18 protein-coding genes are annotated in these 20,386 nt (G+C 35.5%); 7 read left to right on the top strand and 11 right to left on the bottom strand.

The window, feature by feature from the left end; genetic code table 11:
- Positions 1-66 precede the first annotated feature (66 nt).
- The 8 genes from JI747_RS09275 to JI747_RS09310 form a co-directional block, all read right to left on the bottom strand.
- Complete coding sequence (locus JI747_RS09275) at positions 67-1,428, bottom strand: exopolysaccharide biosynthesis polyprenyl glycosylphosphotransferase (RefSeq protein ID WP_225687978.1); 1,362 nt, start codon at positions 1,426-1,428, stop codon at positions 67-69.
- Positions 1,429-1,463: 35 nt separating this feature from the next.
- On the bottom strand, positions 1,464-2,093 hold the full coding sequence (locus JI747_RS09280) for a 7-carboxy-7-deazaguanine synthase QueE (protein ID WP_225687979.1): 630 nt from the start codon (positions 2,091-2,093) through the stop codon (positions 1,464-1,466).
- Positions 2,094-2,100: 7 nt separating this feature from the next.
- Entirely contained in the window at positions 2,101-2,985 is an 885-nt protein-coding gene (locus tag JI747_RS09285) for a bifunctional 5,10-methylenetetrahydrofolate dehydrogenase/5,10-methenyltetrahydrofolate cyclohydrolase (protein WP_225687980.1), read from the bottom strand.
- A gap of 30 nt (positions 2,986-3,015) precedes the next feature.
- A complete protein-coding gene (gene pgi / locus JI747_RS09290) occupies positions 3,016-4,656 on the bottom strand; it encodes a glucose-6-phosphate isomerase (protein ID WP_225687981.1) in 1,641 nt (546 codons plus the stop codon).
- 193 nt (positions 4,657-4,849) lie between these two features.
- Positions 4,850-5,458 (bottom strand): hypothetical protein, encoded by a 609-nt coding sequence (locus JI747_RS09295; RefSeq protein ID WP_225687982.1) that lies wholly within the window; start codon positions 5,456-5,458, stop codon positions 4,850-4,852.
- On the bottom strand, positions 5,448-5,882 hold the full coding sequence (locus JI747_RS09300) for an RNA polymerase sigma factor (protein ID WP_394371139.1): 435 nt from the start codon (positions 5,880-5,882) through the stop codon (positions 5,448-5,450). The genes JI747_RS09295 and JI747_RS09300 overlap by 11 nt, the downstream gene beginning before the upstream one ends.
- A gap of 96 nt (positions 5,883-5,978) precedes the next feature.
- Entirely contained in the window at positions 5,979-6,848 is an 870-nt protein-coding gene (locus tag JI747_RS09305) for a TraB/GumN family protein (protein ID WP_225687986.1), read from the bottom strand.
- Between the two features lie 155 nt (positions 6,849-7,003).
- Complete coding sequence (locus JI747_RS09310; RefSeq protein ID WP_225687988.1) at positions 7,004-7,918, bottom strand: DUF4349 domain-containing protein; 915 nt, start codon at positions 7,916-7,918, stop codon at positions 7,004-7,006.
- A 206-nt stretch (positions 7,919-8,124) separates the two neighbouring features.
- Between JI747_RS09310 and JI747_RS09315 the strand changes: the two genes are divergently transcribed.
- Positions 8,125-9,483: an acyl-CoA dehydrogenase family protein gene (locus tag JI747_RS09315; protein ID WP_225687990.1), complete on the top strand. Its 1,359-nt coding sequence runs from the start codon at positions 8,125-8,127 to the stop codon at positions 9,481-9,483.
- Between the two features lie 75 nt (positions 9,484-9,558).
- Here the strand turns inward: JI747_RS09315 and JI747_RS09320 are convergent, their stop codons facing one another.
- Entirely contained in the window at positions 9,559-9,936 is a 378-nt protein-coding gene (locus JI747_RS09320) for a DoxX family protein (protein WP_225687992.1), read from the bottom strand.
- Between the two features lie 152 nt (positions 9,937-10,088).
- Between JI747_RS09320 and JI747_RS09325 the strand changes: the two genes are divergently transcribed.
- Positions 10,089-10,337 carry a bacteriocin-like protein gene (locus tag JI747_RS09325; protein WP_225687994.1) on the top strand — a complete coding sequence of 83 codons (249 nt, stop codon included), beginning with the start codon at positions 10,089-10,091 and terminating at the stop codon, positions 10,335-10,337.
- Between the two features lie 58 nt (positions 10,338-10,395).
- On the opposite strand, the gene JI747_RS09330 is transcribed toward JI747_RS09325, so the two are convergent.
- Both JI747_RS09330 and lon read right to left on the bottom strand, forming a co-directional pair.
- On the bottom strand, positions 10,396-11,508 hold the full coding sequence (locus tag JI747_RS09330) for an AI-2E family transporter (protein ID WP_225687995.1): 1,113 nt from the start codon (positions 11,506-11,508) through the stop codon (positions 10,396-10,398).
- A 131-nt stretch (positions 11,509-11,639) separates the two neighbouring features.
- Positions 11,640-14,045, bottom strand: coding sequence for an endopeptidase La (gene lon, locus JI747_RS09335; RefSeq protein WP_225687996.1), 2,406 nt, complete (start codon positions 14,043-14,045; stop codon positions 11,640-11,642).
- Positions 14,046-14,304: 259 nt separating this feature from the next.
- Here lon and JI747_RS09340 point away from each other — a divergent pair, with 259 nt between their 5' ends.
- From JI747_RS09340 to JI747_RS09360, 5 genes are all read left to right on the top strand, one after another.
- On the top strand, positions 14,305-16,449 hold the full coding sequence (locus tag JI747_RS09340; RefSeq protein ID WP_225687997.1) for a SurA N-terminal domain-containing protein: 2,145 nt from the start codon (positions 14,305-14,307) through the stop codon (positions 16,447-16,449).
- 126 nt (positions 16,450-16,575) lie between these two features.
- Complete coding sequence (locus JI747_RS09345) at positions 16,576-17,526, top strand: MlaD family protein (RefSeq protein ID WP_225687998.1); 951 nt, start codon at positions 16,576-16,578, stop codon at positions 17,524-17,526.
- A 10-nt stretch (positions 17,527-17,536) separates the two neighbouring features.
- The gene (locus JI747_RS09350; RefSeq protein ID WP_225687999.1) at positions 17,537-18,862 is read left to right on the top strand and encodes a 4Fe-4S dicluster domain-containing protein; all 1,326 of its coding nucleotides are present in this window, start codon (positions 17,537-17,539) and stop codon (positions 18,860-18,862) included.
- Between the two features lie 84 nt (positions 18,863-18,946).
- Complete coding sequence (locus JI747_RS09355; protein ID WP_039370087.1) at positions 18,947-19,732, top strand: (Fe-S)-binding protein; 786 nt, start codon at positions 18,947-18,949, stop codon at positions 19,730-19,732.
- A gap of 105 nt (positions 19,733-19,837) precedes the next feature.
- Entirely contained in the window at positions 19,838-20,326 is a 489-nt protein-coding gene (locus tag JI747_RS09360) for a hypothetical protein (protein WP_225688000.1), read from the top strand.
- The last annotated feature ends 60 nt before the right edge of the window (positions 20,327-20,386 follow it).

The following is a 20,386-nucleotide window of genomic DNA, read 5'->3' on the forward strand; positions in this document are numbered from 1 at the left end:
ATTAGATGAAGATTATAGCTACGTTTAGGCTTAGTTTAATGTTAAAATTAAGTCTAAATTCATCTTCTATTTTGCTTTTTTATCTCCGGTTATTACCAGTATTATGGTTTTTAATATAATGACCAAATCAAGAACAAAGCTCCAGTTTCTTACATAATAGGCATCTGCCAAAGCTCGTTTTTTCATTTCTACTTCTCTGTCTCCGGAATCTCCTCTTAAACCGTTTACCTGTGCCAAACCTGTAATTCCTGGACTAGCCATGCTTCTTACACTGTATCTTCCGATTTTGGGTTTGTAATAGTCATCCACCGCCAACATATGAGGACGAGGTCCGACAACAGACATTTCACCTTTTAAAACATTCAAAAACTGAGGCATTTCATCCAGGCTGGTTTTTCTTAAAAAATTTCCGAATCTTGTAATACGGGAATCGTTTTCTGCAGTAACCTTTGTAGCAGAATCATCATTTACCACCATTGTACGGAACTTGAGACAGTTGAAAACTTCTTCATGAAACCCATATCTTCTCTGAATAAAAAAAACGGGTCCTTTTGAGCTGGTTTTAATTAAAATGGCAATAATCGGGAAAAGCCAGGAACAGATACCCACTAAAATTATAACTGAAAAAAGGATGTCAAATATTCTTTTTAACGAAAAGTTGAAATAATTGTCCAGCGGATAAGAAGTCTGATGAAGAACCGGCTGATTTTCAATGTATCCCAAATCATATAAAAACCAATCGTTCTGTGATATATTCGGAATGAGTGAAATGTGAACTTTATTTGCTTCAGCAAGTTTGAAAATATGATCTTCCGTAACTTTATCAAAAGTTGTTTCTAATGGTAAAAATAACGTATGAATGCCATTTTTTTTCCAAAAAAGCTGAAGTTCTTCAATTTTGACTGTCTCATTTTGGAGTTCAAAAATTTTGTAACCAAAGTCTTTTCTTTCTTCTAAAATGTTTTTAAGAACTTTCGTAGAGCCGTTTTCATTAAGAAACATGACGTTTCTATTATTGATTCCTAAAGACCGTAAATATTTAATGATAAAATAGATAAGAGATCTTGTAAGAACAATAAAAAAGAAAAGATAAAGGGAAAGCCACGATAATTCTGACCCGAAAAACTGATTGTTACTTACTTTTCTTATGAGCACCAACCCAATAACAAACAAAATGAAATGAGTGATGAGTCGCTCTATAAAGGTTGTGTACGTAATGTTTCTCCGGATATTATAGATCTGTGTTCTACCGCTCAGCAAAACCCAGAAAGAGACAAGCAGAAGTAATGGAAATGACCAAACTTCGTTATTTTGCATCAAATCTGCATTTCTCTCGGCAAAAAAGAATATAAATACACTTGCAATAACCAAAAGGTCAAGCAAAATGATTATTGTTTTTAAATATCTAGAGTATCTTATTCTCTGCATGGTTACAGAATAACTGAGGGCCTAAGATAATTATTTTACGGGATATTCAGATACTTGTGGGTCTGAACTGAAGCCCTCCATTCCGGGTTTTCTAAAATGAAGTCTGTGATTTTGGGGTACATTTCATCACGTTTGCTCCATTCACTCTGAAGATATAAAGTACAGTTTTCTGAAACTTTCGCAGCCTGTTCCTGAGCAAATTTAAAATCATTATTATTGAAAACAATTACTTTAAGCTCGTGAGCTTTCGCATAGATTTCTTCTTTTGGTAGCCCTGTTTTCTTTGGAGAAAGGGTAATCCAGTCGATATGTCCGCTCATAGGATAAGCTCCTGAAGTTTCAATATGAATGATGCATCCCAATTCTTTTAATTTGGATGTTAAAATATCAAGATTCCACATTAAAGGTTCTCCTCCTGTTAAAACAATTGTTTTACAGTGTTTTGCTGCAGCTTCTGCAATTTCTTCCGCATTCATTAATGGATGTAAGTTGGGATCCCAGCTTTCTTTTACATCACACCAGTGACACCCGACATCGCAACCACCCAATCTGATGAAATAGGCTGCTTTTCCGGTGTGTGCTCCTTCTCCCTGAAGAGTGTAAAAATGCTCCATCACAGGGAGCATTTTACCTTCTTTTAATAAAATATCTTCTTCTTTATTCATTTTAAAATTAGTCGTTATAGACCGAAGTTTTGTAAGCAATGATGGTATTTTTCATCAACATCGCTCTTGTCATAGGTCCAACTCCTCCCGGAACAGGCGTTATCCAGCCTGCTTTTGCTGCACAGCTGTCAAAATCTACGTCACCTGCCAAATAATATCCTTTTGGAGAATCGTTGTCTACTCTTGTAATTCCAACGTCAACAATCACTGCTCCGTCTTTGATCATTTCACCTTTTAAGAAATGAGGATCACCTAAAGCCGTGATGACGATGTCTGCTTTTTTAGTATATTCTTCGATGTCTTTAGTATAAGAGTGTGTCAAAGTAACCGTAGAGTTTCCCGGGAAATCTTTTCTTCCCATCAAGATACTCATTGGTCTTCCAACGATCTTACTTCTTCCGATGATGACACAGTCTTTACCTTTTGTTTCAATATTGTATCTTTCCAATAATGTCAAAATTCCGAACGGAGTTGCCGGCAGGAATGTATCCATTTCCAACGCCATTTTTCCAAAGTTTTCCGGGTGAAAACCATCTACATCTTTTCTTGGATCAATTGCATTGATGATTTTCTCCTGATCGATTTGGTCAGGTAAAGGCAACTGAACGATAAATCCGTCAACTGATTTAGATTTATTTAATTCATCAATTTTTTCCAATAATTCAGATTCAGAAACCGTACTTGGAAATTTCACTAAGCTAGACTGAAAACCAACTTCTTCACAATCTTTCACTTTAGCATTTACATAAGCCTTACTTGCTCCGTTGTTTCCGACAAGAATGGCTACCAAATGCGGAGCTCTTCTTTTTCCGGCAACAATTTTTTCAACTTCAGCCTTGATTTCCTGTTTTATTTCTTTGGATACTTTTAATCCGTCAAGAATTTCTGCCATTTTTTACTTTTATTAGATATTTACTTTCTTTTACTTATTTCCTTTATAATAATTGATCAGTCCGTTTGTTGAGCTGTCATGAGAGCCAATCGTCTCATTATTTTCAAGTTCCGGCAAAATTTTGTTTGCTAAAACTTTTCCTAACTCTACTCCAAACTGGTCGAAGCTGAAAATATTCCAGATAACACCCTGAACGAAAATTTTATGTTCATATAAAGCAATTAACTGACCTAGTGAAAAAGGAGTTAATTCTTTGAATAATATAGAGTTAGTAGGGGTGTTTCCCTGGAAGACTTTATAATTTACCAAGAAATCAATTTCTTCATCGGATTTCCCTGAATTTTTCAATTCTTCCTCCACTTCTTCTTCTGTTTTTCCGAAGGCAAGTGCCTCAGTCTGAGCGAAAAAGTTAGCTAATAATTTATCCTGATGATCCGAAACTTTGTTCGGGCTTTTTGCATAAGCAATAAAATCAGCAGGAATCAATTCAGTTCCCTGGTGAATCAACTGATAGAAAGCGTGTTGTCCGTTTGTTCCTGGTTCTCCCCAAATAATTGGTCCCGTTTCATATTCTACAAATTCGCCGTTTCGGTCTACATATTTTCCGTTGCTTTCCATATCTCCCTGTTGAAGATAAGCTGCAAATCTGTCTAAATACTGAGAATAAGGAAGAATCGCATAGCTTGTTGCGGCATAAAAATTACGATACCAGATTCCTAAAAGTCCCATCAAAACAGGTATGTTTTCAGAGAATTCTGCAGTCTGGAAATGCTGATCCGTATCAAAAGCTCCTTTTAATAGCTGTTCGAAGTTTTCGTAACCCACTGCAAGAACAATACTTAACCCTATTGCACTCCAAAGTGAGTATCTTCCACCTACCCAATCCCAGAATTCGAAGATGTTTTCTTCTGCAATTCCGAAGTCTTTAACTGCTTGAACATTAGTTGATAAAGCGACAAAGTGTTTAGCCACATCTTCCTGTTTTCCAGCCTGTAAGAACCAGTCTTTTGCTGAATTGGCATTTGTCATTGTTTCCTGAGTCGTAAACGTTTTGGAAGCAATGATGAATAAAGTGGTTTCAGGATTTAAGTTCTTTACAACTTCTGCAATATGATTTCCATCTACATTAGAAACGAAGTGAACATTTAATCTTGTTTTAAAATGCTTTAAAGCAGAAACTACCATTACAGGTCCCAAATCTGAACCTCCGATTCCGATATTGACAACATCTGTAATTTCTTTTCCGCTGAAACCTTTGTGTGCTCCTGAAATAATGCTTTCAGAAAAAGATTTCATGTGATCTAAGACTCTTTTAATCTGAGGTTTGATGTTTTCTCCGTCTACCAAAATCTCTTTATCGGAAAAATCTCTCAAAGCGGTATGAAGAACTGCTCTTCCTTCAGTTTCATTGATTTTATCGCCTGAGAACATTTTAGAAATAGCATCTTTCAACTGACATTCTTCAGCCAGATTCAATAAAAGTTGTTTTGTCTTTGAATCGATCAGGTTTTTTGAATAATCGAAAAGGAAATTATCTCTTTGTAACGAAAATTCTTGAAAACGGTTAGGATTCTCCTGAAAAAGAGTTCTTAAATCAAGGTCAGAGTCTCCGAAATATTCATCCAGATTTTTCCAGCTTTCGGTGTGTAAAGGATTTATTTTTGATAGCATATATATTCAGAAATTAAGGTTTTAAGGCTTAGGATTTAGGATTGTTGAATGCCAAATCCTCATACAAAATTATTGAATTGCAAATTTACGGAAAAATAAAACCTCAAATAAGTTTGGTGCAGATAAATAATAGTTTTTTAATAAAAAAAGCCTCAAATGTTGAATTTGAAGCTGATTTTAGAGTGAAATACTATTATTCTTCTTCCATATCATTTAAAATGTTCTCCAGCTTTTTAGCATCGCGGCCATATAAGTATTTGGTCCATAGAATAATGCTGGTAACAACGGCTAAAGTGCCTATTAATACAACTAGAATCAAAGAAAAGATTTGAGTATTGGTGAGATCTGAGAGTGATTTCCCTGTTTTCAGAAGGGTATTATAGATAAACAGTCCTATCGTTATAAGAAAATGGGGCAACAGGAGGAACCCAAAAGACTGGTAACGCTCCATATTAAGTTTTAACTCATGGTAAATCTTCCATAAACTGTTTTTCGTATTTCCCGTATAAAGTTCGGTTTGCTTATAAAATTTATAAAATCCGAAAAGGTAATAGGAAGAGATTACAACGAACATCGTATACGATGTGTAATAGATGATATATTGTGAAGCCGGAAACTTAAGCTGCAGAGGAAAAAAAGCAATTAAAATAACCGCAATAACCTGCATGATAAATTCCTTTTTCATGTTTTTTTGAATCTTTTCTATCGGATGTTTGCTCTCTTTGAGCTGATCTATGGTGTTGGGAATATGAATATCTGTATTTTCTTTATCCCATTCTGATTTTAATTGATCAAAATTCATAACCTGATTTTTTTATGATGTTTTGTATTTTTTCTTTTGTTCTGTTGAGTTTTACCCGGGCGTTTCCTTCACTGAGTCCCATATTGTTTCCAATTTCTTTGTGGGAAAGCCCTTCCATGAAATAGAAAATAATTGCTTTTTCCAGAGGTTTCAGTTCCTGAACGGCTTTGTAAAAAATCTCAAGCTGTTTGTCTTTGGAAGGATTGTATTCCTCATTCTGAAATTCAAAATGGTGGGGAGTATCAGTGTGATGATTGGTTCTTTGTTTTTCTTTTTTAAAAAAAGTAATGGCGGTATTGATGGCTACACGATACATCCATGTAGAAAATTCGCTGTTTCCTTTAAAAGTCTGATACGATTTCCATAGCTGGATCATGATTTCCTGCTGAAGATCTTCCCTGTCTTCTATGGAATCTGCATAAATACGGGAGGCTTTATATAAAATGCCTTTATGCTGATTGATGAGTCGTAAAAAAGTAGCTTCTGTTGAATTGCTCACGATGATATTTTCATGGTTAAATTATAAGCTGCTTATTGGCTTTACACTATATCCTTTTGATCTCAGTAATTGAATGATTCCGTTGTTTCCCATAAGATGAGCACCTCCTACAGCAAAAAATGAGCTTTCTTTTTTCATCATTTCGGGCATTTTTTCTGCCCAGTTTTTATTTCTGTCCGTAAGCATGGCTTTTTCCTGTTTGCTGTTCATAAATTTATCATTTTTAAAAAGATCATACACCGTTTGCAGATCTTCTTTTTTGAATGCGCTGATCATTCCCTGCAGAAGAATTTCATATTCTTTACCCATTTTCAGCTGTTGGATCACATCTTTCAGGTTGTAAGCAGTATTAATGGAAGTCAGCTGATCTTCTACTTTTTCTAATCCGCCAATGTTTTTTTTGCTTTTAAGAGCGGTTTGTAAAAGCTCTATCTCATAAGATTTTATTTCAGTTTGTGGGCATGGAACGGCTTTCATTGAAATAAGCGCATACAATGCCTGAGAAGAAGAACTGTCCATATTTTTCAGATTGGTTCCGTAACTGGCAAGAATTTTATCAAGTTCATTCGCTTCATTTGGACTTAATTGATCAGACAATTTTTTATCAGATTTGAACATTCCCTGCAAAGCAGTCATTTCTTTAGGATCTGTGTAATTGATTTCCATGACAAAATTTTCCGAATTTTCAAGAGCTTTTACTACTTTAGATTTCATCTCAAAATCTTTGCTGCACATGATATGGAATGTTCCGGCAATGTAAGAGGGTTTTGAAAGTCCGTTTCCTGTCACTTCCCAAAGAATGCTTTTTTCACTCTCTTTATTTTGAGCATTGATAGTCATGGTTATAATCGTCATTAATGCAGCGACTCCTAGTTTTACTAAATTTTTCATACGGTTATTTTTTATTGATTTTCTGTTATTTTAAACAGTAGGTAAAGGTGTCGTTACAATCGTTACAGTTTTTTTTCAAAAAAAATAAAAACCTCCGGAAATCCGAAGGTCAGTAAAATTAAAATATAGTGATAATCATAAAGATTAGGAAAGCTTTACTCTGGAATATTTTGTTGGGCTTTTCTTGCTGATCTTCTTTTTCTATAAAGAAATAGAACAACGGCTCCGATTAATAATATAGGCCAGATAACAATGAGCCCGACAACAATTCTTTGAATTAAATAATATCCTTCCACAAAAGCAGATTTTACGCTGTAGATAAAATCAAATTTATATCTGTCATCAATGCTTTGGGTATTTGTGATCGCAATTTCGGCGATTCTGATTTTAGGTTCTTTGATGTAAATATCAACAGTGCTGTATTTTAAATTGTCGGTTACATCCATATTGGCATATTGTTGCTGGTTGCTTTCAGACATGTTTTCATCATCCAGTTTTACTTTGTCTTTATTGGTTTTTAGCTGTGATATATTTTCGCCTGTTTTTTTAATTCTTTTTCCTTCAAGCTCAGCGTATTTTATATTGGAAGTCACATCTTCCGCATTGATTGATCTTGAATTCAGAAATAATTTTTTATCATTAATCAGAGTGAGTAATTCACCAAGTTTTGCGGTCGGAATTCTTACCTGCATGCTGTTTTCCGATTGGTATTTTTTTACCAGCATAGCTTCTTCGTTGGAAGTGTTGTAAGTGTCTTCTGAGATCACATTGCTTTTTAAATTGCTGTGAGTGACGAATCCGCCCAGTTCCTGAACCGATTTTTCAATGGAAATCGTAGCATCATAAACATCTTTTACTTCCATATTTACATCTGCGGTTTTAATGAACTGTTTGTCTTTTACCTTCATGGTAGCTACTGAAGAAATACTGTCTGAAGTAGCAACTGCTGCTGAATCGGTGATAGCAGTAGCTTCTCCATACCCTTCACCGGTTGCTTCCTGTTTTTTACAAGAATAAATTCCCAATAAAAGTGCTGTAGCGATCGATAATCTGATGTAAGTAGTTTTCATAATATTGATTTTTAATGTTTTGCTTATCTCAAAGTTCCGGCCGAATCAGTTGTAAAGTTTGAAAATTGAGGGCAAACATTTTGTAAAGAGAAAAGAGATTTTAAAATGTTAAAATTCAGTGTTTTGTAAAATAGTCTTGAGGAAAGTGGTTTGTTTTCGGAGCAATTTTTGCTTAACTTTTACAAATCAAACACACAATCATTACTATGTCAAATACTTTTTCCAAAATCAGAAACGCAATAGAGTTATTCAGATCCATAGACTTTGATCAGTTGAGTGCTATTTCTCAAAAAGTCGATCTTCCTAAACTGATGCAGAATTTCTCAAAACTCGATGATAAGCAGCTCGGAGGTTTAATGAAAATGCTTGATCCGAATAAGAAAAAGAAAGAGCTTCCGCCAATAGACGGAGATTTCTACGATATCTATCATACGTTGAGTCCCGAGCAGAGAGAGGTTCAGCTTAAAGTGAGAGCTTTTATGGAAAAAGAAGTAAAACCTTTGGTCAATCATTATTGGCTGCGTGATGAATTTCCATTTGAACTGATTCCGAAATTTCAAAAATTAGATATTTGCGGAGTAACCTATCAAGGATACGGTTGTCCGGGAATGCCTTTTTTAATGGAAGGGGTTATTGCTATGGAAATGGCAAGAATTGATGCTTCGATTGCTACTTTTTTTGGCGTGCAATCTGGTTTGGCGATGGGTTCAATTTATATCTGCGGTTCTGAAGAGCAAAAACAGAAATGGCTTCCCCAAATGCAGAAATTTGAAAAAATCGGAGCGTTTGGATTGACAGAACCGGAAGTAGGTTCCGGTGCAGCAGGAGGATTGACGGTAACATGCAAAAAAACACCCGATGGCTGGATTCTCAACGGACAGAAGAAATGGATCGGAAATGCAACATTTGCAGATATAATCATCATTTGGGCAAGAGATTTAGATGACGGAGAAGTAAAAGGTTTTATTGTTGAAAAAGATAATCCGGGCTATTCTGTTGAAAAAATTAAAGGAAAAATGGCATTGAGAATTGTTCAGAACGGTTTAATCACACTGAAAGACTGTTTGGTTACAGAAGAAAACCGTTTACAAAATGCCAATTCATTCAAAGATACCGGAAAAGTGTTGAGAATGACCAGAGCAGGAGTGGCATGGATGGCGACAGGTTGTGCAAGAGGAGCGTATGAAAGCGCTTTAGATTATACCAGAAAAAGAGAGCAGTTCGGAAAACCGATTGCTTCATTCCAGATGATTCAGGGACATTTGGTAGAAATGTTGTCAAATCTTACGGCAATGCAGACGATGGTTTTCAGGCTTTCTGAAATGCAGGATGAAGGCATTTTAAAAGATGAGCATGCTTCTTTAGCTAAAGTTTTCTGTACGTTAAGAACCAGAGATATCGTTTCCAGAGCCCGTGAAGTGATGGGCGGAAACGGAATTTTACTTGAATATGATGTCGCGAGATTTGTTGCCGACGCTGAAGCTATTTATTCCTATGAAGGAACAAAAGAAATCAATTCACTGATTGTAGGAAGATCAATTACAGGATTCAGTGCATTTATATAATGTTAATGATCAATGGTGAATTTAAAAATTGACAGGCAACGTGAATTCACCATTGATCATTTATTATTCATTTTCTCAGCTTACCAAAGCTTTATATTTTTCTTTATTGTCAATAATCATCCAAAGGTTGATCAGGAAAAGAACGCCGGCAATTGACATTCCCATTGGAGATTTATCCATCGTGAAAACGTGAACAACAATTCCTACCATTACGGGGAGGATGACAATAGCTCCTAAAGCCCTTGTTTTCGGAAAAATAAATAATAATCCTCCAACAACTTCTACAAGTCCTACTAATGGCATCAACCAGTGGATTTCTCCAAACGCAGCAAAAAGTTTCATCTGCTCCGGCGTTGGTTTTTCCATGGGTATATAATTAAAGAATTTGTTTAATCCGGCATTAATGAACATCAATCCGAAAAGAAGGCACAGGATAAATTTTATGATTTTCATGGGTTTTATTTTTTATTAAAGTTAAATAAAATTCCAATTCATTGATAAAAAGATAAATAATTTTAAAAATATTCTCTTTTTTAAGAAATAATAGAGTGTGTGTCCTTTGATTTTATATATTTGTTTTACCAGACAAATTAAAACAAAATGTTATGCTGAAAAATCTTAAAAAATTAAATCGTACAGATTTAAGAGAAATTCTTGGAGGGGGTGGTCCCGGACTATGTGATATCGGACCTATTGGCTGCCCGTGTAAAATTCCACCGGGAGATCCGTGTTTAGGTGGAGGTCCGGGAGGACCGCCAACAGGACCTGATTATGGGTACTGTACAGATAGCGGAACTTATATTCTTTGCACGGAAACCTGTCCAAGCGGATTACAGCCCCTTTGTGCATTGTAAAAATAAAGCCTTCAGTTTCATCTGAAGGCTTTTTATTTTAAATATGTATTCTGAATGATCAGTCCATTTCTTTTAGGGTGATGTTCTTTGATATTTTATAGCTTTTTTTCTTTTTATGAGGTTTTTCCTCTTCTCCAAGCAGTTTTCCCCAAGGTTGCAGGCCATTTACTCTTTCAAAGATGATTTTGATGATGGCAATGGCCGGAATACACAAAAACATTCCTGCAATTCCCCAAAGATGTTCCCCGATAATGATGCCTAAAAATGAAAAAAGAGCATTAATCTTTACTTTTGATCCTACTACAAACGGTAAAATAATATTTCCGTCAATAATATGAACGGCGATGTAGCCAATAACAACATAGATACACGTAGAAGGTGTTCCCGTTGCAAACGCAATGAAGCATGAAACGACCAGTGAAATACAAATTCCTAGATAAGGAATCACATTAAGTAATCCTGTAAGAACAGCAAGAAGAATAGCATATTTTACCCCTACAATTGTAAGAACAATTGATGTAAGAGCCGAAACAATAAACACCTGAAGACAAAGTCCGATGATGTATTTTTTCGTCATTATTCTTACCTGTGTTACCACTTCCTGAACGCTTGTTTTATGCTTTTCGTTAAAAACCGTTACGATGAAATTATTTAAAATTCTTCTGTAATTCAGAATGAAAATGAAAAATAAAAGGAAGAATAAAATAAAAGCCAGTCCTGTTGAAAATACACCAAAAGTAAATCCTAAAATTAATCCCGAAGAAGAAAGAAGTTTATTTAATCCCTGATCGATATAATCAAGCTGATCGTTGATTTTTATATTGAAAGTTCTTGAAACCCAATGTTGCAGATTGCTAAAAACAGTAATAAACTGATCTTTTAAATGAGGAATATCTTTGCTGAAAGTAGATAATTGTGAACCGAAAAAATAGATCATTCCACTTAAAAAAATCAACATGATGAGTACTGATGTCATGGTGGAAAGTGATCTTGGGAATCTGAGCCTTCTTTCCAGAAAAGTAGCAAACGGTAAAAACAGCATGGCCATTAAGAATGCTAGAAAAAAAGGTGCTAAAATGCTTTGTCCCAATGCTAAAATGTAGCCAAGCCCAATAAGGGAAACAATGACAAGGGTCAATTTAACAAGAAAAGGGAGTCTTAGAAAGTTCATAATTTCGAAATCTGCTGCATAAAGTTAAGAAAACACTTTGAATAATGAGTGGTTTGTATGTAAATCAAAAACACGTCCCAGAAATCTGAAACGTGTTTTATTTATATTGAGAATGTTAATATGTGTATGGATTATTTTTCGATGGCAATATCGACTACCTCTTCCATTCGGTTGACATAGTGTACTTTAAGGTTCTTTAAATAGTCTTTTTTAATTTCTTCCACGTCTTTTCTGTTGGCTTCACAAAGAATAACATCTTTAATTCCTGCTCTGGTTGCTGCAAGAAGTTTTTCTTTGATTCCTCCTACAGGAAGAACTTTTCCTCTTAAAGTAATTTCTCCGGTCATCGCAAGATGAGGTTTTACTTTTTTATTTTTAAATGATGAAACCATAGAAGTCAGCATAGCAATACCTGCAGAAGGTCCGTCTTTTGGAGTTGCCCCTTCCGGAACGTGAACGTGAATATTGTGCTTTTCAATGTCCTCCTGAGAAATTCCTAACTCGTCATGTTTTGCTTTAATGTATTCCAGAGCAATCGTAGCAGATTCTTTCATTACTGTTCCTAGATTTCCTGTCATAGTGAGAGTTCCTTTTCCATTGCTTAAAATGCTTTCAATGAATAAGATATCTCCGCCGACACTTGTCCAGGCTAAACCTGTTACAACACCCGGAACTCCAGTGATTTCCGATAAGCTTTTCGGTCTTGGAACTCCTAGAATTTCGTCTACTTTTTCAACAGAAATTTTATTGTCGTATTCTTTGTCTAATGCGGTCTGTAAAGCTACCCAACGCGCAATAGAAGCAATTCTTTTTTCCAGACTTCTTACACCGCTTTCGGATGTGTGAGCTTCAATGATATGTTTTAATTCAGCATTCCCAAGTTTGAATGATTTTGAATCCAATCCATTCTCATCCTGCTGTTTTTTAATTAAATGTCTCTTTGCAATTTCAATTTTTTCTTCCAGAGTATACCCTGCAATTTGAATAATCTCAGTTCTGTCCAACAATGGAGTCTGAATGGTCGATAATGAATTGGCCGTTGCAATAAACATGACTTTAGACAAATCATAACCCATTTCTAAGAAATTATCATAGAAAGACTTATTTTGTTCAGGATCAAGAACTTCTAAAAGAGCTGAGCTTGGGTCCCCATGTAAGCCTTGTCCGATTTTATCCATTTCATCTAATACAATTACAGGGTTGGAAGTTCCTGATTTCTTGATAGACTGAAGGATTCTTCCTGCCATTGCTCCAATGTAGGTCTTTCTGTGTCCGCGGATTTCGCTCTCATCGTGAAGTCCACCCAAAGAAAGTCTTACATATTTTCTTCCCAATGCGTCTGCAATTGATTTTCCTAATGAAGTTTTACCAACTCCTGGAGGACCAACCAATAGAAGAATAGGGGATTTCATATTGTTTTTCAGTTTTAAAACAGCCATGTGTTCCAAAATTCTCTTTTTGATATCCTCTAATCCAAAGTGGGCTTTATCTAAAATTTTCTCTGCTTTGGCAATATCAAAAACATCCTTTGTGTAGGTTTCCCAAGGAAGTTCCGTGAAGAAATCCAGATAATTTCTCTGAACATTATAATCAGGTGAATTAGGATTCTGACGTTGTAATCTGCTGATTTCCTTTTGAAAATGCTCTTCAACTTCAGTACTCCATGTTTTCTTTCTTGCTTTGGCAATCAGGTCTTCAACATCGCTTTCCGGACCGCCACCAAGTTCTTCCTGAATGGTTCTGATCTGTTGATTCAGAAAATATTCTCTTTGTTGTTTGTCAAGATCTTTTGATGTTTTCTGATGGATCTGATTTCTAAGTTCAAGTTTTCTGAAATCTTCATGCATCATTTCATAGCATTTATTCGCTCTTTCCATCAGGTTTTTCTCTTCAAGCAGCTTTTGCTTTTCAACAGAAGGGAAATTAGCATTAGTGCAGATGAAATTTAATAAATCATCATTATTATTGATGTTCTTGATCGCGAAATTGGCAGCATTCGGAATATTAGGATCCAGTTCTATAATATTTAAAGCCAGATCTTTAACGTTTTCCAGCAATGCTTCATATTCTTCTTTGTTTTTAGGTTTAGCATCCTTAAGTTTTGAAATTTCAGCCTTGAAATAAGGCTGTGCTTCAGTCATGTTTTTGATCTTAAACCTGTGGAATCCTTTGGTAATTGCGGTGATATTACCTTCAGGAAGTTTTATGATTTTAATGATCTTTGCTAAAGTACCTGTATGATAAAGATCTTTTTCAGTCGGAGATTCAAGTTCTGAATTTTTCTGACTTACAATTCCGATGAAATCTCCGTTTTTTTGCGCTTCTTCAAGGAGCTGTATTGAGGTTTTTCTTCCCGCAGTAATAGGAATTACCACATTAGGAAACATTACCATGTTTCTTACAGGAAGTATCGGGAATATCTTTTGTTCTGAGTTTTTTTCTGTTTCAGAAAGATCAGAAAAATTGATCTCTTCAGCCACAATATCAAACCCGTCACCGATCATTTCTTCTAAGCTCATATCTTCAAATTCTGTCATAATTATGTTGAATGACAAATTGTCATTTCCATGTTAAATCGTTAAAGGAAAATTCTATACTATGCTTTGAAAATACATAATATAGCATATTGCTGTAAAATGCACAATACTTATGCCATTTGTTTTTTGTGAAAAAATGCGGTCAAAATTTCCTTTTTTATAAAATTTTCATTTTAAAAATTAAAAAAAGGACTTAGATTTCTGTAATTTCTTAAAAATGTGTATTTTCGCAAACTGATAAAAAACTATAATATATAAAATGGCAATTTTAGGACAGATTAGGAGTAAACCTTGGCTTTTGATGGGAGTAATTGCATTGGCGCTTTTGGCGTTTTTGGTAAACCCGGACAGTATAGATAAGGTGTTTGGGAAAAACCCTGATGTTTTAGGAAAAGTGAATGGTGAAAAAATTACCCGTGAAGAATTTAACGACCAGCTTTTTGTATTACAGCAGCAAGCAGAACAACAAGGTCAGCCGAAAAACGGTCTTGAAGAGCAGGCTTGGCAATTGTTGGTTCAGTCAAAACTGATTAAACAGCAATTTGAAAAGCTAGGATTTGAAATGACGGAAGATTATTTCTGGAATCAGCTTCAGTATGATCAGATGTTTGCTCAGAATAAACAATTCTTTGACGAAAAAGGAAATTTTAAGACTCAGGAGCTTAAAAAACAGATAGAGGACATGAAGAACATGAGTCCTGATGGCTATAATCAATGGTTGAAAACAAGAAAGTCAATCGAATATAGACTAATGGCTAGACAGGTGTTTGCGAATATCTCTGCAGGAGTTACTACAGGTAAAAAAGAAGCTGAAGAATTGATGAGACAGAGAGATCAGCTTGCAGATATTGATTTTGTAAAAGTTGATTATGCAGCTTATCTTCAAAAGACTAAAATTAATGTTACGACTGAAGATTTAGCTAACTATATCAAACAACATCCTGTGATGTTCAAAGCTGAACCTAGCAGAAATATTGGTGTAGTATTTTTCCCGTCACAACCAAGTGCAGCGGATGATGCGGCAGCTCAGAAAGAAATTACAAAACTGTTTGCAGGAGGTACTGATGCTAGTGGAGGAACTGAAAACTTCCAGAACACGAAGAATGACTCTATGTTCGTAATGGCTAATTCTGATGCTCAGTTTAATAATAAATATGTAAGTCCAAATCAATTGCCTCCAACAATTCAGGGGCAGATTGCTACGGCTGCTGTTGGACAGACTTTCGGTCCATACAAAGAGCAGGGAGCTTATGTTGTTTCTAAACTTTTAGGAAAGAAAACTTCAGATTCTACATTATCAAGACATATACTTATTGCTTTCAAAGGAAGTCCGGCAGGTCAGGATGTGAAAAGATCTAAAGAAGAAGCTAAAAAATTGGCCGACTCTATCGGAGCAATTGTAAAAGCAAACCCTGCTAAATTTACAGAGTTCCTTAAGTTATCTAATGACCCAAGCTCAGCCGCTCAAGGAGGAAGCTTAGGTTGGACTACACCAGAAACCCCTTTCGTTCCAGAATTCTTAGCATATTTAGCTAATAATCCTAAAGGAGCAACAGGAGTTGTTGAAACTCAGTTTGGATATCATATCATCAATATTGAAGATAAAAAAGCCGGAGCAATGGGGTATAAAGTTGCTAACCTGGTAAAAGTTATTAAGCCGTCTGATGCTACAGAAGCTCAAACAGATAAAAACGCAAGAAGATTTATTCAGCAGGTACAAGGGAAATCATTCAATGATTTTGTAAATATTGCTAAAAAAGGAAACTATCAATTCTCTAATCCTAAACAAGCGAAAAGATTTGATGGTCAGCTTCAAGGATTGGGTACAGAGAAAGATGCAGATATCTTAGCTTGGGCTTTTGATAAGAAAAGAGAAAAAGGAGATACTGAATTCTTTACAGTAGACGGAACAGGAGATAAAATTGTTGTTTACCTAAACGGAAAACAAGAAAAAGGGACTGCTGATCCTGAATCAGTAAGAGATCAGATAGAAGGAGTTGTTAAAAATAAATTGGCTGCAAAACAAATTGCTGAGAAAATCGGTAAAGCAGGTAATTTAGATCAAATTGCTAAGCAATTCGGAACGACAAAACAATCTGCTCAGGTGAATCTTTTAAGCCCTTCAGTAGCAGGAGCTATGGAACCTAAAGTAGCAGGAGCTGCATTTGGAGTAGCAAAAGGTAAAATTTCTAATCCAATTGAAGGAGGAACAGGAGTTTATGTTTTAATTAAAAAGAATGAAACTGTAAATAAACAGCCTGGAGATCTTAAGCAGTTTACAGAATCTGTAACTCAGAGAAATGCAGGAATGTTCGGTCAGGGTTGGATGAAGAGTTTACAAGACAACGCAGATATCGAAGATTACAGAATTGAAATCTGGAATAAAGTAGGAGCTCAACAATAAAATACACTCCTAAATAAAAATAAAAAGACGGCAATTATTGTCGTCTTTTTTGTATTTAAAGCAGAGCAATAAACGAAAACATTAATTTAAAATGTAGTATATTTGCTCATTAGAAAAAATTAGCAAGTGAAGTTCAGTAAAGAATTAAAAGCAGGTGTTATCGCGCTTTTAGCTATCGTAGGCTTTGTCGTATTATTTCAATTTATGAAAGGCAGGAGCCTTTTTACTACCGATAATATATTTTACGCAAAATATGATAATGTAGAAGGTTTAGCGCAATCTTCTCCTGTTTCCATCAATGGTTTGAAAGTGGGGCAGGTCGTTAAAATCATTCCGCAAACATCAAAAACAGGACAAATTACATTCGTGGTTAAAATTACTGTTGATAATAGTTTCGAATTCTCAAAAAATTCTACATTAGAAATTTTCGAGCCGGGCTTAATGTCAGGAAAAGAAATGAGAGTGAATTTGGTGTATGGTGGGGCAACTGCAAAAGACGGAGATACATTGCAAGGAGCTTTCAAGCTGGGAATGATGGGCAGTCTTTCTTCTCAGGTTGGACCGGTAAAAGATCAATTGCAAACAGTTTTATACAGAGTTGACTCTTTAATGTCAAATGCGAATAAAATTGTTGACGGCGAAAATAGAGCTGAAATCAGAGCTTTATTGTCAAACCTTAATAAAACGGTTGGTGCATTGCAGACTACAGCAGGAAATGTAAATAATTTGGTAGGACACAATGATCCGAAGCTTCAGAAAGTACTAGATGATGCAAGTATTACCATGCAGAGTGGTAAAATTACTTTGGATAAATATGGAAATCTTGCCGAAAGCATTGATACTAAAAAGCTGAATGCTACCATTGCAAATTTAGACGCTACAGTCGGACAACTGAATCAGGTGATCGGTGGAATTGACAGAGGAGAGGGAAGTTTAGGTAAACTGATGAAAGACGAGCAGCTGTATAACAACTTGAATTCAGCTTCTACCAATCTGAATTCTTTAATAGAAGATATGAAAGCAAATCCGAAGAGATACATCAATTTCTCTGTTTTCGGAAAGAATAATAAAAACTAAAACGTAAGCCATGCAATATATCGATAATATTATTTTTCTGATTTTATTAGTTGCGGGTTTTGGGCTGTTTGCAAAAAGTCTGCAAAAGATATATAGAAACATCAGATTAGGAAGAGAAATCAACAGAAACGACAGAAAAGGAGAACGCTGGGAAACCATGGCTCGTGTGGCAATGGGACAGAGTAAAATGGTAAAAAGACCTGTAGCAGGTATTTTACACCTTTTCGTGTATGTAGGTTTTGTGATTATTAATATTGAACTTGTTGAAATCATTGTTGACGGAATATTCGGAACACACCGATTTCTATCCTCCATATTCGGACATGGTTTTTATAACTTCTTCACCGCTACCTTAGAAGTTTTAGCACTTTTGGTAGTAATCGGAGTTGTTGTATTTTTCATCCGTAGAAACTTTTACGGCGTGAAAAGATTAACTATGAAAGAACTTTTCGGATGGCCGAAACATGATGCGAACTGGATTTTGATCATCGAGTTTGCTTTAATGATGGCTTTCTTCAAAATGAATGCTTCAGATTGGGTTCTTCAGCAAAGAGGATTGCTTCCTGAGCATGGAAGTTTTCCGATCAGTTCTACAATTTTAGGACCTGTTTTCAATAATTTTGGTGACGGCTTCTTATTCTTCACAGAAAAAGCGGCTTGGTGGTTTCACTTTGTAGGAATCTTATTCTTCATGAATTACCTTTATTACTCTAAGCATTTGCATATTATTTTAGCTTTCCCAAGTACTTGGTATGCGAATCTGGAGAAAAAAGGAAAGTTCAACAATCTGGAGTCAGTTACCAAAGAAATTAAACTCATGATGGATCCCAATGCAGATCCATACGCAGCTCCGGCAGAAGGAGAGGCAGAAGTTCCTTCGAAATTCGGGGCAGAAGATATTTTTGATTTAAATCAGGTTCAGCTGTTAAATGCATATTCTTGTACAGAATGTGGCCGTTGTACCTCAGTTTGCCCTGCCAATATCACAGGTAAAAAACTATCTCCGAGATTGATTTTAATGAAAACCAGAGACCGTCTGGAAGAAGTGGGAAGAAATATCGATAAGAACGGAAGCTTTGTAGATGACGGAAAGAAATTGTTGAACGATTATATTACAAAAGAAGAGCTTTGGGCTTGTACTACGTGTAATGCCTGTACAGATGCTTGTCCGGTGTTATTAGACCCGCTTTCAATTATTTTTGAAATGAGAAGATTCCTAGTGATGGAGCAATCTGCTGCACCTCAGGAATTAAATCTGATGATGACGAATGTTGAAAACAATGCTGCTCCTTGGCAGTATAATCAGGCAGACCGTCTGAATTGGGCAAATGATTAATTAATTTAACAATGTAAAAATGTAACGATGTAACAATCATTCGTAAACTGTTGCACTGTTATATTGATAAATTTGAAAACTACTATGGATTTCACGATAAAAACAATGGCCGAATACGCAATGGAAGGCAAATCTCCGGAAGTTCTTTTCTGGGTAGGATGTGCCGGAAGTTTTGATGACAGAGCAAAAAAAATAACAAAAGCATTCTGTAAGATCCTTAATAAAATAGGAGTTGAGTTTGCTGTTTTAGGACAGGAAGAAAGCTGCACAGGAGATCCTGCAAAACGTGCCGGGAACGAGTTTGTTTTTCAGATGATGGCATTGACGAACATTGAAGTTCTGAATGCGTATGAAGTGAAAAAAATCGTAACAGCTTGTCCGCACTGTTTCAATACCCTGAAAAATGAATATCCAAGTTTAGGCGGAAATTTTGAAGTGGTACACCATACGCAGTTCCTTAAAACATTAATGCAGGAAGGACGTCTGAAAATTGAAGGAGGCGCTTTCAAGGGGAAGAAGATCACATTTCACGATCCTTGCTATTTAGGAAGAGCCAATGATGAATATGAAGCACCAAGAATGCTTCTGGAAAAATTGGATGCCGAGCTTGTAGAAATGAAGCGTTGCAAAACCAACGGATTGTGCTGTGGAGCAGGAGGTGCACAGATGTTTAAAGAGCCTGAAAAAGGAAATAAAGACATCAATATAGAAAGAACAGAAGAAGCATTATCATTTGAGCCAAAAGTGATCGCGACAGGCTGCCCTTTCTGTAATACTATGATGACCGACGGAGTAAAGCACTTCAATAAAAATGAAGAAGTTGCCGTAAAAGATATTGTAGAACTTCTGGCAGAAGCAGAAGATTTATAGATGACTAAAGTTAAATACAAATTTAAACCTCAAGATATTCTTGGGGTTTGTTATTTTTAATATATAAATTATAATTCTTAATTTTACTCTTTAAATTTATTGGAAATGAAAATTGAAGAATCTAATATTGTAGAAACCAACGACTACAGAGTTATCATATATCCTGCATCAAGACCATTTACAACCAAAGAAGCTAAAACGATTACAGAAAAACTATATGACTTTCTAGCAACTTGGGCAGCACACGGAAAACCGCTTTCTTCCTCTTTTAAAATTGAGAAAAACCAGTTTATTATTATCTGTGTAGACGAAGAAAAAGAAATGGCTTCCGGATGCAGTATCGATGCACTTGGAAAGATTATGAGAGAAATTGATGAAGAATATCAATTGGGCTTATTCGACAGAATGAAAGCAAGTTTTGTTGAAAATGGAGAAGTAAAAACATTAAAACTCATAGATTTTAAATCGAAATTAAGAAACAACGAAATCTCTAAAGACATCGAAGTATTTGACTTTTCTAAAAATACCTATCTTGATTTTTTAAGTCACTTTTTGTTGCCGCTTGAAAAAAGCTGGGCAGCTTCTATAAAATAATTTTTTAAAAGATATCTGAATTTCCTCCGAGGTTTCCTGTATGCTGAAACTTCTGAGGAA

It is taken from the genome of Chryseobacterium tagetis (assembly GCF_016735585.2).
Classification (GTDB): domain Bacteria; phylum Bacteroidota; class Bacteroidia; order Flavobacteriales; family Weeksellaceae; genus Chryseobacterium; species Chryseobacterium tagetis.

Bases quoted from the DNA above. Each gene is read 5' to 3' on its own strand.
- JI747_RS09275 (WP_225687978.1), bottom strand. From the start codon at position 1,428: ATGCAGAGAATAAGATACTCTAGATATTTAAAAACAATAATCATTTTG.
- JI747_RS09280 (WP_225687979.1), bottom strand. From the start codon at position 2,093: ATGAATAAAGAAGAAGATATTTTATTAAAAGAAGGTAAAATGCTCCCT.
- JI747_RS09285 (WP_225687980.1), bottom strand. From the start codon at position 2,985: ATGGCAGAAATTCTTGACGGATTAAAAGTATCCAAAGAAATAAAACAG.
- pgi (WP_225687981.1), bottom strand. From the start codon at position 4,656: ATGCTATCAAAAATAAATCCTTTACACACCGAAAGCTGGAAAAATCTG.
- JI747_RS09295 (WP_225687982.1), bottom strand. From the start codon at position 5,458: ATGAATTTTGATCAATTAAAATCAGAATGGGATAAAGAAAATACAGAT.
- JI747_RS09305 (WP_225687986.1), bottom strand. From the start codon at position 6,848: ATGAAAAATTTAGTAAAACTAGGAGTCGCTGCATTAATGACGATTATA.
- JI747_RS09310 (WP_225687988.1), bottom strand. From the start codon at position 7,918: ATGAAAACTACTTACATCAGATTATCGATCGCTACAGCACTTTTATTG.
- JI747_RS09315 (WP_225687990.1), top strand. From the start codon at position 8,125: ATGTCAAATACTTTTTCCAAAATCAGAAACGCAATAGAGTTATTCAGA.
- JI747_RS09320 (WP_225687992.1), bottom strand. From the start codon at position 9,936: ATGAAAATCATAAAATTTATCCTGTGCCTTCTTTTCGGATTGATGTTC.
- JI747_RS09325 (WP_225687994.1), top strand. From the start codon at position 10,089: ATGCTGAAAAATCTTAAAAAATTAAATCGTACAGATTTAAGAGAAATT.
- JI747_RS09330 (WP_225687995.1), bottom strand. From the start codon at position 11,508: ATGAACTTTCTAAGACTCCCTTTTCTTGTTAAATTGACCCTTGTCATT.
- lon (WP_225687996.1), bottom strand. From the start codon at position 14,045: ATGACAGAATTTGAAGATATGAGCTTAGAAGAAATGATCGGTGACGGG.
- JI747_RS09340 (WP_225687997.1), top strand. From the start codon at position 14,305: ATGGCAATTTTAGGACAGATTAGGAGTAAACCTTGGCTTTTGATGGGA.
- JI747_RS09350 (WP_225687999.1), top strand. From the start codon at position 17,537: ATGCAATATATCGATAATATTATTTTTCTGATTTTATTAGTTGCGGGT.
- JI747_RS09355 (WP_039370087.1), top strand. From the start codon at position 18,947: ATGGATTTCACGATAAAAACAATGGCCGAATACGCAATGGAAGGCAAA.
- JI747_RS09360 (WP_225688000.1), top strand. From the start codon at position 19,838: ATGAAAATTGAAGAATCTAATATTGTAGAAACCAACGACTACAGAGTT.